This window comes from Salinispora goodfellowii (assembly GCF_059570675.1).
The window spans coordinates 162,874-176,684 of sequence record NZ_JCANTD010000001.1 but is presented as its reverse complement, the minus strand read 5'-3'; the positions used below and the strand labels follow the sequence as shown (position 1 = coordinate 176,684).

The 13,811-nt window shown below is 73.1% G+C and carries 14 protein-coding genes; 8 read left to right on the top strand and 6 right to left on the bottom strand.

The genetic code is table 11. The features are described from left to right. The first annotated feature begins 193 nt into the window (after positions 1–193). On the top strand, positions 194–1,138 hold the full coding sequence (locus T398_RS00850) for an NAD(P)/FAD-dependent oxidoreductase (protein ID WP_496444047.1): 945 nt from the start codon (positions 194–196) through the stop codon (positions 1,136–1,138). A gap of 160 nt (positions 1,139–1,298) precedes the next feature. Continuing rightward, the gene (locus T398_RS00845; protein ID WP_496443496.1) at positions 1,299–2,153 is read left to right on the top strand and encodes a mechanosensitive ion channel family protein; all 855 of its coding nucleotides are present in this window, start codon (positions 1,299–1,301) and stop codon (positions 2,151–2,153) included. Positions 2,154–2,205: 52 nt separating this feature from the next. Here T398_RS00845 and T398_RS00840 read toward each other — a convergent pair whose 3' ends face one another. The 4 genes from T398_RS00840 to T398_RS00825 all read right to left on the bottom strand — a co-directional run bounded on the left by T398_RS00840 (position 2,206) and on the right by T398_RS00825 (position 4,097). Beyond that, complete coding sequence (locus T398_RS00840; RefSeq protein WP_496443494.1) at positions 2,206–2,586, bottom strand: DUF6401 family natural product biosynthesis protein; 381 nt, start codon at positions 2,584–2,586, stop codon at positions 2,206–2,208. A 233-nt stretch (positions 2,587–2,819) separates the two neighbouring features. Beyond that, positions 2,820–3,077, bottom strand: coding sequence for a hypothetical protein (locus T398_RS00835; RefSeq protein ID WP_496443492.1), 258 nt, complete (start codon positions 3,075–3,077; stop codon positions 2,820–2,822). A gap of 88 nt (positions 3,078–3,165) precedes the next feature. Further along, positions 3,166–3,627: an SRPBCC family protein gene (locus T398_RS00830; RefSeq protein ID WP_496443490.1), complete on the bottom strand. Its 462-nt coding sequence runs from the start codon at positions 3,625–3,627 to the stop codon at positions 3,166–3,168. 53 nt (positions 3,628–3,680) lie between these two features. Beyond that, a complete protein-coding gene (locus T398_RS00825; protein WP_496443488.1) occupies positions 3,681–4,097 on the bottom strand; it encodes a DUF2795 domain-containing protein in 417 nt (138 codons plus the stop codon). A gap of 112 nt (positions 4,098–4,209) precedes the next feature. On the opposite strand from T398_RS00825, the gene T398_RS00820 reads away from it, so the two are divergent. Then, positions 4,210–4,623: a ChaB family protein gene (locus T398_RS00820; protein WP_496443486.1), complete on the top strand. Its 414-nt coding sequence runs from the start codon at positions 4,210–4,212 to the stop codon at positions 4,621–4,623. A gap of 47 nt (positions 4,624–4,670) precedes the next feature. On the opposite strand, the gene T398_RS00815 is transcribed toward T398_RS00820, so the two are convergent. Continuing rightward, positions 4,671–6,104: an aldehyde dehydrogenase family protein gene (locus tag T398_RS00815; protein ID WP_496444045.1), complete on the bottom strand. Its 1,434-nt coding sequence runs from the start codon at positions 6,102–6,104 to the stop codon at positions 4,671–4,673. 87 nt (positions 6,105–6,191) lie between these two features. Between T398_RS00815 and T398_RS00810 the strand changes: the two genes are divergently transcribed. After that, on the top strand, positions 6,192–7,781 hold the full coding sequence (locus tag T398_RS00810; RefSeq protein WP_496444043.1) for a phytoene desaturase family protein: 1,590 nt from the start codon (positions 6,192–6,194) through the stop codon (positions 7,779–7,781). A gap of 90 nt (positions 7,782–7,871) precedes the next feature. Here the strand turns inward: T398_RS00810 and T398_RS00805 are convergent, their stop codons facing one another. Continuing rightward, positions 7,872–8,639 carry a polyprenol monophosphomannose synthase gene (locus tag T398_RS00805; protein WP_496443484.1) on the bottom strand — a complete coding sequence of 256 codons (768 nt, stop codon included), beginning with the start codon at positions 8,637–8,639 and terminating at the stop codon, positions 7,872–7,874. Positions 8,640–9,060: 421 nt separating this feature from the next. Between T398_RS00805 and T398_RS00800 the strand changes: the two genes are divergently transcribed. Genes T398_RS00800 through T398_RS00785 form a run of 4 tightly spaced genes read left to right on the top strand, consistent with a single transcriptional unit; the run spans position 9,061 to position 13,809 of the window. After that, complete coding sequence (locus tag T398_RS00800) at positions 9,061–10,893, top strand: HAD-IIIA family hydrolase (RefSeq protein WP_496443482.1); 1,833 nt, start codon at positions 9,061–9,063, stop codon at positions 10,891–10,893. Further along, positions 10,890–11,867, top strand: coding sequence for a glycosyltransferase (locus tag T398_RS00795; protein WP_496443480.1), 978 nt, complete (start codon positions 10,890–10,892; stop codon positions 11,865–11,867). The genes T398_RS00800 and T398_RS00795 overlap by 4 nt, the downstream gene beginning before the upstream one ends. After that, complete coding sequence (locus tag T398_RS00790) at positions 11,852–13,072, top strand: glycosyltransferase (protein WP_496443478.1); 1,221 nt, start codon at positions 11,852–11,854, stop codon at positions 13,070–13,072. The genes T398_RS00795 and T398_RS00790 overlap by 16 nt, the downstream gene beginning before the upstream one ends. Further along, entirely contained in the window at positions 13,069–13,809 is a 741-nt protein-coding gene (locus tag T398_RS00785) for a D-sedoheptulose-7-phosphate isomerase (RefSeq protein ID WP_496443476.1), read from the top strand. The genes T398_RS00790 and T398_RS00785 overlap by 4 nt, the downstream gene beginning before the upstream one ends. Positions 13,810–13,811 lie beyond the last annotated feature (2 nt).

Here is a 13,811-nt window from a genome sequence, read left to right as displayed (position 1 = left end):
CCGCCCGACAGTCCGGGACGCCAGGCCGAGGTCGGACGCGAAGGTGTGTTCATGAGTCTCCTCCTTCGTCAACCATCCACGTTCCCCCTCGGCCGAGGGGGTAACCCGTGCTCGTACCCCCGGCGGGGCTGAACCAGGGTGGCGGCGCACCGGCGGCCAGTAGGCTCGACCGGTGTCCGGGGAAGCGGCAGGCGTGGTGGTGGTCGGCGCGGGCCTGGCCGGGGTGGCGTGCGCCCGTGAACTGGCCCGGGCGGGCGTACCGGTGCAAGTGCGGGAGCGGGGGCGGGTGGCCGGCGGACGGATGGCCAGCCGGCGTTTCGCGGGGCGCCCGGTGGACCTGGGCGCCGCGTACCTGACGGTCAGCGACCCGGGCTTCGCCTCGGTGCTGCGGCAGTGGCGGGCGGCGGGCCTGGCCCGCGAATGGACCGACACCTTCCTCGCGTACCGTGGTGCAGGCCGGCGGGCGGTGGCGGGGCCCATGCGCTGGGCCGCACCCCGCGGGTTGCGCTCGCTGGTGGAGCAACTCGCCCGGGACCTGCCGGTGGACCTCGGCCGTCCGGTGCACCGCGTCGGACCCGGCCCGACCGTGGATGGGCAGCGCTGCGCGGCGGTGGTGCTGGCCATGCCCGGCCCGCAGGCGGCGCCGCTGCTGGACCCGGCCCTGACCACCGCGACCCGGGCCACGCGAGCCCAGGGCTGGTCGCCGTCGCTCGCCGCGATGCTGCGCTTCCCGGAACGTTGTTGGGGCGAACTTCGCGGCGCCTTCGTCAACGACCATCCGGTGCTCGCGCTGGTCTGCGATGACGGCGACCGCCGGGGCGACGCGGCACCAGTTCTCGTCGCGCACACCACCCCGGAATTCGCCGCCGCGCACCTGGCTCAGCCCGCCGCTGCGGCCTCCGCCATCGAGCTGGCCGTTCGTGACCTGCTCGCGTTGCCGATGTCGGCCGAGGAGCTGTACGTGCACCGGTGGACGTACGCGCGGCCGACCGTGGAAGTGACGGCCACGTACCACCTGGATGCCGACGGGATCGGCCTGGCCGGTGACGCCTTCGGCCCGCCCCGCGCCCAGACCGCCTGGCGCTCCGGCCACGACCTGGCCCGGGCCCTTCTCGCCCGCGGAACCGACCACCGGTAGCACCGCACCCCGCGCCGGGTTCGGCAGCCCCGGCTCGGAGCAATCCTCGTCGGTAGCTCAAGGCGACCCCGCGATGGCCGGAAAACGCCGAGGATCGCTGCGGAGTGCCGGTGCGGTGACGGGGTATGCGCGCGAGGTAGTCCATGTGAAGGAGGGCATCATGCCGGAAACCCTCGCGGTACGGCAGGTCGACATCGGGGCCGCCGTGACCGATATGTGGCGGGCGGTGCTGTTGTTCATACCGAGAGCCGTCGCGTTCATCGTGATCCTTGTGATCGGATGGCTCATCGCCCGAGCCGTCCTCAAAGCGGTGGACGCGGCGCTGGAACGGGTGAACTTCGACCGCGCCGTGGAACGCGGCGGTATCAAACGGGCCCTGGCGCGTACCAGATACGACGCCAGCGACATCCTCGCGCGGCTCGCGTACTACGCCGTACTGCTGTTCACGCTGCAGTTCGCCTTCGGGGTGTGGGGGCCCAACGCGATCAGTGACCTGATCAGTGGTGTGGTGGCCTGGATACCGCGAGCGTTCGTGGCGATCGTCATCGTGGTGGTGGCCGCGGCCATTGCGAGTGCGGTCCGTGACCTCATCGGCGGTGCGTTGGGTGGCCTCTCCTACGGCCGGGTCCTGGCCGACGCGGCAGCCGTTTTCATCCTGGCCCTCGGTGTGATCGCGGCGCTGAACCAGGTCGGCATCGCCACCACGGTGACCACGCCGGTGCTGATCGCCGTGCTCGCCACGGTGGCCGGCATCCTGATCGTGGGTGTCGGTGGTGGTCTGGTCAAGCCGATGCAGAGCCGCTGGGAGGGCTGGCTGAACCGGATGGCCGAGGAAGGACGTGTTGTCCAGCAGCACCGGCAGGCCCAGGGAGCCGGCCGTAGCGACGTCGAACGGCAGATGGCCGACCGGACCGGGCCCGAACGGGAACGGGCGCAGGAAAAGACCCACGAGACGGCGACCGCGGGTAGCGGTGGTCGCAGGTCGGGCGATGACACCCAACAGTTCGACCGTTGAGCGGCGACCGGAGGACGGGGGTGGTCACCATCGGGGCCACCCCCGATTCGGTTCAGAGCGGCGGGAGCGGGGCCGGCCGGGGACCGTCCAGGGATCTGGCCAGGGCGGCGACCGCGAGGAGGCGGGTGAGGAGCCAGTCCGGCGGTGCCGCCCAGTCGATCGGCTCCGCCGGCGGATGCCAGTCGTGGTCCCGGGCGGCGGCGTGGATTCCCTCCGTGTAGCCGGCCAGGGCAGCGACCGTGAGCGGCCGGCGATCCCCATCCAGGCTCTCCCGGACCGCCGCGGCATGCTGGTCGACCAGGGCGAGGAGCCCGGGCCGCGCTGCCGCCGCAGCCAGGCCGTCGCTGCCCACGGTGCTGGACAGCGACGCCAGCGTCGAGCGGGCGGCGTCAGCGAGGAGGCGGGGGTTGACCCGTTCCAACGGTGCGCGCATGGAGAACGAGACTAACCCGCGGAGCGGGTGGTTGACTTCGCCTGGTCAGGGCCTTGTTCCTCGACCGGTTGGCCGACCCCGGGTCGGTATCCCGGCCCTGCCGAAGCGATCTGGGCCTACCGAGGGGTACGCCGCGCTCGCGCCAGGTGTCGGTGCGTCCCGTCGGTAGGGGCGCACCGGCACCTGGCCAGTCGGGAGAACCGACGCCGGTGGGCGAAGGTCGGTGTTCGAGATCACATGGTGTCCGGTCCGGTCCGCCCGGTCGTGGACGGGCGATAGGCCCGGTCCGGGTCAGTCGGTTCCCGGCCGGTCCCGGCGGCCCGGCCGCCGCGGTCCACCGCCTGGGGCCCGTGCCCGAACGCGGCCTCCTCGCCGGCGTCGTTCGCGGTCACGTCGTCGGCCTGGCCGTCCATCGCCGAACGCGCGATGGCCCGGTCCAGCTCCGCCAGGGGAGTCCGCTCCTCGTCACGCCACGCCTTGTCGTCGGTCATACCTCCGGCGGTACCCGACTTCCACCAGCGCGAAACCCGCCGACGGTCCCCGATGATGCCGGAGGCCGTCGGCGAGGAGCGCTGCGGGTCAGGGCTGCGCGCGGTCGACCTTGCCGCGCCAGGCTCCGGTCGCCTGGTCGCGCCCTTCGATGAACTGCTTGAACCGTTCCAGGTCACCCTTGGCCCGATGGTCCACGACGCCGAGCGTGTCGCCAGCGTGCTCCACCGCGCCGTGCGGCTCGAACTCGAGCTGGAGCGTGACCCGGCTGGTGTGTTCGTCCAACCGGTGGAACGTGACCACCCCGGCGTGCTGGGTGCCGCCGATCGAGCGCCACGCGACCCGCTCGTCCGGAAGCTGCTCGGTGATCTCGGCGTCGAACTCGCGCCGCACCCCGGAGATCTCCACGGTCCAGTGGGTCATTGTCGGGGAGAGGTGCCGCACCTCCTGTACCCCCTCCATGAAGTGTGGGAACTCCTCGAACTGGGTCCACTGGTCGTAGGCGGTGCGGACCGGGACGGCGACATCCACGTAATCCACGACACCACTCATCAGCTCCTCCTCCCCGCCGTTTTCCGGCGGCTCGGTCCGGATGACGGCCCGGGTTACCAGCGGGTCGTCTCGTTGCGGTGGCCGAGCGCAGCCCAGATCTCCGAGATTGTCTGGTAGCGGGTCCCCGTGGGTAGGCGTTCCAGCTCGGCGACCAGGTCGGCCGGAGCGTCGTTGTCCTGTGCGTTGGCGATCAGGGTCTCGCGGTCGCCCGGCAGGGCGGTCATCGTGATGAACCGCCCGAGCCGGCTGCGGGCCTCGACATCGTCGGAGCTCATGCCCTGCGGGTTGCCGCTGCGCAGCGCGCCGGCTGGCGCCGTCGTGGGCTCCGGTTGGTCCTCGCCTGCCGGCTCCGGCTGACGGAACTCGTTGACCCGCGAGCCGGCCGCTCCTGGACCCTGTACGAGGCCGCTGACCTCGCTCTCCATCTCGTCGTCGAGCCTCGGTCCGTGCTTGCTGCTGCCGCGTTCCATGTCTTCTGCGCTACCCGACGGGCTCCGGGGGTAAACCCCGGCCAGATTCGGTTTGTCGGATCGGCCGTGGGGAAAGATCACTGTAGACGCACTGACGCGGAGGAGGATCGAGATGCCCGGGCGGGAGGACATGCCCAGTACGCTGCGACGCTCCCCAGACAAGGCGCAGCTTATCTGGGAGAAGACCCACGACTCGGCCCTGCAGACGTACGGCGGAGGGGAGCGGGCCAGCCGGACCGCGTTCGCGGCGGTCAAGAATGAGTTCGAAAAGGTCGGCGACCACTGGGAGCCGAAGGGCCGCAAGGGTCCGAGCGACCGGCAGGCCGCCGGTGGCGGTCCCCGGCGTCGCGCGGCTACAGCGGGGGGCGTTGACGCGAACGCCAGCAAGGATCACCTGTTGCGGGTCGCCCGGAAACTCGACATCTCCGGCCGGTCAACCATGACCAAGCCGGAACTGGTGCAGGCGATCGAGAAGGCCAACAACCGGCGGACCGCCCAGGCTCGGCAGCAGGGCCGGAGCCGTTAGATCCCGGCTCAGAGCCGCTACACCACCCTCGGCGCCGGGCGGCCACCTCACCAGTGTCCGCCGCCCGGCGCCCGAAGGTGGACCACCTTGGTGGCGGTGAACTCGTCGAGCAACTCCGGGCCGTACCCGAAGCCCTGCCCGCTGCCCCGACGCGGATGCGCGGCCCCACCCGGCGCCCCGCCGAAGACGGCGTTGATCTTCACAGTGCCGACCGGGAGGTCCCGGCAGGCGCGCTGCGCATGACTCATCGACGCCGTCAGTACGGTCGCAGCGAGCCCGTACGCCGAGTCGGCCGCGTACCGGAGGCCCGCCGAGAACGAGTCAACCACCACGACCGGGGCGACCGGGGCGAAGGTCTCGTCGCGAACCAGGGGCATGTCCTGTCGGCAGTCCGTGACCACCGTTGCCGGGTAGAAGGCACCCGGGCCGTCCGGTAGCGTGCCGCCGATCCGAAGCTGGGCTCCCTGCGCCACCGCGGCCGTGACCTGCCCGTGCACGTGGTCGCGGTGCCGCCGGTCAACCAGCGGGCCCAGCTCCGTCGCCGGATCGAGGCCCGGTCCGGTACGCAGGGCCCGCGCCCGGTCGACCAGGGCGTCAACGAAGCTCTCGGCCACATCCCGGTGTACGTAGATCCGCTCCACGGCGACGCAGATCTGGCCGGCGTTGGCGAACGCACCCATGGCGGCCTGCGCGGCCGCCCACTGTGGGTCCACGTCCGCGTCAACGACGAGCGGGTCGCAGCCACCGTTTTCGAGGAGGACCTTCGCCCCGGTCCGGGCCGCCGCGGCGGCGATCGCGCGGCCGGTGGCGGTCGAACCGACGTGGGCGAGCACGTCCACCGGCTCGGCGGCCAGTGCCGCGCCCACCTCGGGCCCGCCGGTCAGCAGCGAGAGCACGCCGGGCGGTAGCGCCGTGTTCACCGCCTTCGCCAGCAGCCATCCGGTCGCCGGAGTCCGTTCGCTGGGCTTGTAGAGCACCACGTTGCCGGTGACCAGCGCCGCGCCGAGCAGGCCACAGGAGACCGCGACCGGATCGTTCCAGGGGGTGATCGCGGCGACCACCCCGCGCGGCTGGGGCAGCATGAAGTCGATCGCCTCCGCGGCGCCGTGTAGGGTCCGCCCACCGCGGATCGGTGCCAGCTCGGCGTACTGGCGCAGGGTGGCCACGCCCGCCTCCACCCCGCCCCGCGCATCCGCGAGCGGCTTGCCCATCTCCACGGTGGTGGCCTGCGCCAGCTCGTCGGCGGTCGCCGCCACCGCGTCCGCGGCCCGATGTAGGGCGGCGGCCCGTTCCGCCGGAGGTGTCCTGGCCCAATCGGCGGCGGTGCTCCGCGCCGCCGCCACCGCCCGGCGGACCTCCTCCGCCGTCGCCACCGGCACCGAGCTGACCGCGGTGCCGTCGGCCGGGTCGTGGACGATCAGGTCGCCGTCCGCGCCGCCCGCCCCCCACACGCCGCCGATGAGCTGAGTAACCGGGTACATGCGGCGGTAGATGCCCCGGGTAGCCCCGGGCAAACGCTATTCGTGCCGGAGACCGCCGGCTAACATGATCAAGTGAGTCGAGTCGATGTGGCGTCCCCGGACGCCATCGTCATCGGGGCGGGCCACAACGGCCTGGTGGCCGCCAACCTGCTCGCCGACGCCGGCTGGGACGTGCTCGTGCTGGAAGCGACCGGGGCGCCCGGCGGCGCGGTCCGGTCAGCCCAGGTCACCGCACCCGGCTACCTGAGCGACCTCTACAGCTCCTTTTACCCCCTTGGCTACGCGTCGCCGGTGCTCCGCGGACTGGGCCTGGACCGGTACGGGCTGCGGTGGCGACATGCCCCAGACGTGTTGGCGCACCTGCTGCCGGACGGGCGGGCGGCGGTGCTCAACCGCGACCCGGAGAGCACCGCCGCCTCCCTGGAGAGCTTCGGGGCTGGTGACGGGGAACGGTGGCTGACGGCCTACGACGACTGGCGCCAGGTGGGCGGCCCGGTGTTGGACGCCATCACCACCCCCTTCCCGCCGGTGCGCAGCAGCCTCACGCTGCTCCGCCGGCTGCGGGTCGCTGGCGCGTTGCGGCTGGCCCGCCAGTTGGTGACACCGGTACGCCGGCTCGGCGACGAGCTCTTCACCGGAGCGGGCGGGACGGCGCTGCTCGCCGGCTGCGCGCTGCACACCGACCTGGCCCCGGAGGAGGCCGGCTCCGGGGCGTACGGGTGGCTGCTGGCCATGCTCGGTCAGCAGGTGGGTTGGCCGGTGCCGGACGGCGGTGCCCAACAGATCACCGATGCGCTGGTGGCCCGGCTCACCGACCGGGGCGGCCAGATCCGCTGTGGCGCCGGGGTGGATCGGGTGCTGACCGCCCGGGGGCGGGCGATGGGCGTCCGGACCGAGGATGGCGGGCTCTGGCGGGCCCGCCGTGCGGTGCTCGCCGACGTGCCGGCACCCGCGCTCTATCTGGATCTGGTCGGGGCCGACGTCCTGCCGCCGCGGCTGGTGGCGGACCTGACCCAGTTTCGTTGGGACGGCTCGACGCTGAAGGTCGACTGGGCGCTCTCCGCCCCGGTGCCGTGGCGGAACCGGGCGGTCGCCACCGCCGGCACCGTACACCTCGGAGCTGACCTCGACGGGCTGACCAGCTATGCGGCGGCGCTGGCCCGTGGGGAGCTCCCCCGGGACCCGTTCCTGTTGGTCGGGCAGATGACGGTGGCCGACCCCAGCCGTTCGCCACCCGGTACCGAGTCGTTGTGGTCGTACACCCACCTGCCGTTCCGACGACGGTGGCGGGTCGAGGAGATCGCCGCGCAGGTGCAGCGGATGGAGCAGGTGCTGGAGGAGGCGGCCCCGGGCTTCCGCGCGCTGGTGGTGGGCCGGCACGTGGCGGGACCGGCGGACCTGGAGGCGGGCGACCCGAGCCTGGTCGGCGGGACGATCGGTGGTGGCACGGCCGCCGCCCACCAGCAGCTCTTCTTCCGCCCGGTCCCGGGACTCGGCCGCGCCGACACCCCCGTTGACCGGCTCTTTCTGGCCAGTTCGTCGGCGCATCCCGGCGCTGGGGTTCATGGGGCGCCGGGTGCGAACGCGGCGCGGGCGGCGGTGGCCCGCGACGCCGCGCTCACCGGTGGTGCGTACGCGGCGACAGTCGGCGCCGCCCAGCGCGCGGTCTACCGCTGACCGTGGCGCGGCATGGTGCGAACCCCGTCGGCACCGCGCCCCTCGCGACGCGCTACCGGAGGTAGCCGCGACGCCGTCCCGGCGGCCAGCTCAGCGTTCGACGTTGCGGTGCTTGCTGCGCAGGCGGAACGGCATCAGGGCACTTTCAATCTTGGTGGCGGTGGTCATCTTCGAGGCGCCGTCTCGCCGCTCCTCGAACCGGATCGGCACCTCCAGGATCGTGTGCCCCAGCCTCGTGGCCAGGTAGTGCATCTCCACCTGGAAGCTGTACCCATTGGACTGCACCCGCTCCAGGCCGATGTCGCGCAGCGCGTCGGCCCGCCAGATCTTGAAACCGGCGGTGAGGTCTCGGATCCGTACCCGCAGCAGGGTGTGTACGTACAGGTTCGCCCAGCCACTCAGCGCCCGCCGGTAGATCGGCCAGTTCTCGTCCAGCTCGCCACCCGGCACGTAGCGAGACCCGATCACCACACCAGCCTGGGTGGACAGCAGCGCGCCCAGCATGCCCGGCAGCGCGTCTGGTGGGTGGGACAGGTCGGCGTCCATCTGCGCCACGAACTCGGCGTCGTCGTCGAGGGCCCGCCCGATGCCGTCCACGTACGCCCGGCCCAGGCCCTCCTTGCCGGCCCGGTGGACGACCTCGATCCGGCCCGGGTGCTCGAGGGCCAGCTTGTCCGCGACCTCGCCGGTGCCGTCCGGCGAGTTGTCGTCGGCCACGAGGACCTTCAACCCCGGCAAGGGCAGCGCGAGTAGCTGCTCCACCAGCGCTGGAAGGTTGCCCACCTCGTTGTAGGTCGGCACTACCACGGTCAGGCGCACGTCCCGCCAGGGCGACGGCAACTGCACGGGTTCACTCATGTCGGAAATCCTTGATTCGCGGGCTTGGCTCCCTGAGAGGGTAGCCAGTGCCCCGGTACGTCGTGTGACTGCTCCCTGGCCTTGGCTCGGCCCACGTTGTCTGTTAACGCCCAGCGTTGCCCGAAGGACACGCTTGGTTAGTGAAAGGCCCTGCTATGCGGGCAGTTGGGCACATTCTGCACGGACGCCGGAGGTGCGCCGAACCGGCGCGCGGGGCCCGGTGGTTTGGTCAGGCGGGATGGGCGGCCGGGGGCCGGGGGTCGGGGGCCGGGGGCCGGGTTAGCTTCTCGCGGGCGGCGGGTAAGTCCACCACGGGGCCGAGACCGCGTCCGGGGCCGAGACCGCCTTCGGTCATCGGGTCCCCAGGGCGGGGGCGTCGGCACCGAGGTTTACTCCCCGGGGCCCCGGGAACCCGCCGGCCGTGCCACAGGTGGAGCCGGATCAGCGTAGGTCGGCCCGGGTAGTAGCCCGCTCCGGCCGGGTTGGTGGGGTTCCCCGCCTCTTTGACGCGGTCCTGCTGGACCGGGATGGCACCCTCATCGAGGACGTGCCCTACAACGGGGACCCGGAGCGGGTACGGCCGATGCCGGGGGCGCGGGCGGCGCTGGATGCCCTCCGCGCGGCGGGCTTGCGGCTGGCGGTGGTGACGAACCAGTCCGGGCTGGCCAAGAAGCTGTTCACCAGGGCGCAACTGCGGGCCGTGCACGCCCGGGTCGAGCAGCTGCTCGGCCCGTTCGACGCCTGGCTGGTCTGCCCGCACGACGATGCGGACGGGTGCGGCTGCCGCAAACCCGCGCCCAAACTGGTCCACTCCGCCGCCCGCCGGCTCGACACCACACCGCAACGGTGCGTTCTGATCGGTGACATCGGCCGCGATGTCACCGCTGCGCTGGCCGCCGGCGCCCAGGCGGTGTTGGTGCCCACGCCGCTGACCCGACCCGCCGAGACCAGCGCCGCCCCGTGGGTCGCCGCGGATCTGCCGACCGCGGTAGCCGAGATTCTTCGTCGGCAGACCGCGATTGCCCCGGCCTCCCACCAGTCCACCGCTGCGTCGGCGGCCCCGCCGCCCGTGGCCGCTGTTGGCCCCGCATCGCCCCTGCTCCCGGTGGGGTCCCCGCCGCCCCTAGCCGCTGTTGGCTCCGCGTCGTCCCTGGTCCCTGCTGGGCCGGCCCGGCCGACACGCTCCAACGGAGGCACCGGAACCGTTCTTGTCGTTCGCTCCGACTCGGCTGGTGACGTCGTCGTAACCGGTCCGGGTATTCGGGCTGTCGCCGCCCACGCGCACCGAGTCGTCCTGCTGTGCGGACCGCAGGGTCGCGCCGCCGCCGACCTCCTACCCGGCGTGGACACCGTCGTCGTGCACCAACTGCCCTGGATCGATCCGGTGCCCGCACCGGTCACCGGGCCGGACATCGCCGCGCTCACCGCCACCCTCGCCGCCGTCAACGCCGACGAGGCGATCATCTTCACCAGCTACCACCAGTCTCCTCTCCCCCTGGCGCTGCTGCTGCGTACCGTCGGCGTGCGGCGCATCAGCGCGATCAGCGACGACTACCCCGGGAGCCTGCTCGACGTCCGCCACCGCGTCCCGGTCGGCGTCCCCGAGCCCGAACGCGCGCTCTCACTCGCCGCCGCTGCCGGATACCCCCTGCCGGCCGACGACGAACCGGCCCTGCGGCTGCGGCCCGTGCCGCCGCCGCCCGCGCGGGCGGGCGCACCGGGCTACCTGGTGCTACACCCCGGCTCGGCGGCACAGTCCCGGGGGCTGCCGCCGGACCTGGCGGTGGAGCTGGTCCGGACGCTGGTCGATGCGGGCCACCGGGTAGTGGTCACCGGCGGTCCGGACGAGGCGGCGCTGACCGCCCAGGTGGCCGGCGGACTCGCCGTTGACCTCGGCGGCGGGACCGAGCTGGCCGAACTGGCCGCGACCGTCGCCGGCGCCGCCGCGGTGATCGTCGGCAACACCGGTCCGGCCCACCTCGCCGCCGCGTACGGCGTCCCGGTGGTCAGCCTCTTCGCCCCGACCGTCCCGTTCGGTCAGTGGGGGCCGTGGCGGGTGCCGACCGTTCGGCTCGGGGATCCGGACGCCGCCTGCCGTGGCACCCGCGCCGCCACCTGCCCGGTGCCCGGCCACCCGTGCCTGAGCCGAATCCGGCCCGAGGAGGTGCTGACCGCACTGACCCTGCTCGGCGTGGCGCCGTCCCGACCGCGGAGGTCGGCGGGGGCCACCGCCCTGGCCCGGAGCGGCCGATGAACATCCTGCTCTGGCACGTGCACGGCTCCTGGACGACGTCGTTCGTCCACGGCAAGCATCGCTACCTGGTGCCGGTCACCCCCGACCGTGGTCCAGACGGTCGGGGCCGGGCCCGTACCTACCCCTGGCCGGAGAACGCGGTCGAGATCACACCGGCGGAGCTGGCCGCCGCCGAGGTGGACCTGGTCCTCCTGCAACGCCCCGAGGAGGAGGCCCTGGCCACCGAGTGGCTGGGCCGCCGGCCGGGCCGCGACATCCCGGCGATCTACGTCGAGCACAACACCCCGAAGGACGGCGCGGTGCCGAACAGCCGACACCCGATGGCGGACCGTGCCGACCTGCTGATCGCCCATGTGACCGCCTTCAACCAGCTCTACTGGGACACCGGTGGCACCAGAACGACCGTGGTGGACCACGGGGTCGTACCACCGAGGGTCGGCTACAGCGGCGAGCTGGAGCGGCTCGCAGTGGTGATCAACGAACCGGTTCGCCGGTGGCGGGTCACCGGTACCGACCTGCTGCCCCGGTTCGCCGAACTCGCCCCGCTGGACGTGTTCGGCCTCAAGGTGACCGGGCTCGCCGACCGGCTGGGACTGCCCCCCGACCGTGTGACCAGTCACGACGACCTGCCCCAGGCGCGGATGCACGCCGAGTTGGCGCGGCGGCGGGCGTACCTGCACCTGTGCCGCTGGACCTCGCTCGGGCTGAGTCTGATCGAGGCGATGACCATCGGAATGCCGGTCGTCGCGCTCGCCGCCACCGAGGCCGTGATGGCGGTGCCGCCCGGGGCCGGCGCCCTCGCCACCCGGGTTGACGACCTGCTCACCGCCACCGGTCAGTTGCTGGCGGACCCGGTGAGCGCCCGCCGGGCGGGGGCTGTCGCCCGGCGGGCCGCCCGGGACCGGTATGGCCTGGACCGTTTCCTCACCGACTGGGACCGGCTGCTGGAGGAGGAAGTATGCGGATCGCGATGATCTCGGAACACGCCAGCCCGCTCGCGGTCCTCGGCGGGGAGGACGCCGGCGGCCAGAACACGCACGTCGCCGAGCTCTCCGCGGCGCTCGCCGCGGCCGGCCACGAGGTCCGGGTCTACACCCGCTGGGACGCCGTTGACCTGCCGGGAACGGTTCGCTGCTCGGACGGGTACGAGGTGGTCCACGTCCCGGCCGGCCCGGCCGAGCCGCTCGCCAAGGACGCCCTGCTGCCACACATGCCGGAGTTCAGCCACTGGCTGACCGAACGGTGGCGTGGCGATCAGTGGACCCCGGAGGTGGTACACGCGCACTTCTGGATGAGCGGCCTCGCCGCGCTCGCCGCCGGCCGTAGGACCGGGGTGCCGGTGGTGCAGACGTACCACGCGCTCGGCGTGGTGAAGCGGCGGTACCAGGGCGTGCAGGACACCAGCCCGGCCCGCCGCATCGGGTACGAGCGGCAACTCGGCCGCTCGGTGGACCGGGTGATCGCCCAGTGCCAGGACGAGGTCGGCGAGTTGGTGCGGATGGGGGTGCCCCGGTCGCGGATGACGGTCGTCCCCTCCGGAGTCAACCTCCGTACCTTCGCCCCGCTGGGGCCGGCCGCCGCACGCGACGACGGCCGCCCCCGCATTCTCACCGTTGGGCGGCTGGTCGAACGGAAGGGCTTCCAGACCGTGGTCCGGGCGATGGCCCACGTGCCGGAGGCGGAGTGCGTGGTGGTCGGCGGCCCGCCGGCCGGGCTCCTCGAAGCCGACCCGTACGCCGGTCGGCTCCGCGCCCTGGCCCACAGCTGTGGGTTGGCCGACCGGGTCAGGCTGGCCGGCGCGGTGCCCCGGGAGGAGATGGGCCACTGGTACCGGTCCGCGGACCTACTGGTGGCCGCGCCGTGGTACGAGCCGTTCGGGCTGACCCCGCTCGAGGCGATGGCGTGCGGCGTGCCGGTGGTGGGGACCGCGGTCGGGGGGATCCGGGACACCGTGGTGGATGGGGTGACCGGTGACCTCGTACCCGCCCGGGACCCCCGGGCGCTCGGTACCGCGATCCAGCGACTGCTCGACGACCGGATCCGTCGGTTCGGGTATGCGGCGGCGGCGCTGGATCGGGCCCGGGAGCGCTACGCGTGGGCGGCCACGGCGGAGCGGCTGGTGGACGTCTACGGCGACGTGGCGGCTGTCGGCCGGGCGACCCGGGTCGTGGCCGGATGACACCGCCCCGGTCGCTGCTGGAGGAGCACCTGGCGGGCCTCGCCGCCGCGCTGCCCTCGTATCGGCGGGCCGCCCAGCGACTCCCCGCCTGGGGGGCCGAGCTCGCCCGTACCCTCGCTGGCGGTGGTCGGCTGCTGGTGGCCGGCAACGGCGGTAGCGCCGCCGAGGCGCAGCACCTAACCGCCGAACTCGTCGGCAAACTCCGCGCCGACCGCCAGCCCTTCTCCGCCATCGCCCTGCACGGCGAGACCAGCGCCCTCACCGCCATCGGCAACGACTACGGCTACGACCAGGTCTTCGCCCGTCAGGTGCATGCCCACGGTCGCCCCGGTGACATTCTCCTGCTGTTGTCCACCAGCGGCCGGAGCCAGAACCTCCTCCAGGCCGCGCAGGCCGGCCACCAGGTCGGCCTGCGCTGCTGGGCGCTGACCGGCCCCGCTCCCAATCCGCTGGCCGGTCTCTGCCACGAGACCCTCGCCGTTCCCGCGCCGGACGGGCAGATCGTCCAGGAACTGCACCTGGTCACCAGTCACCTGCTCTGTGAGTACGTCGAGCAGGCGCTGCCGGTGGCCCTGGCCGCCACCGCGGGTACGCGGGCGGGGCCGCCGGTGGCGGGGCCACCGGTGACCGGCCTGGCGGCCGAGGTGCCGGCCGACCTACCGGCCACCGGGCCGGTACGGGCCGGGGTTGAGGTGGTCCCGGAGGACGGGCAGCAGTTCGAGGGGATGAGGAGGTAGGT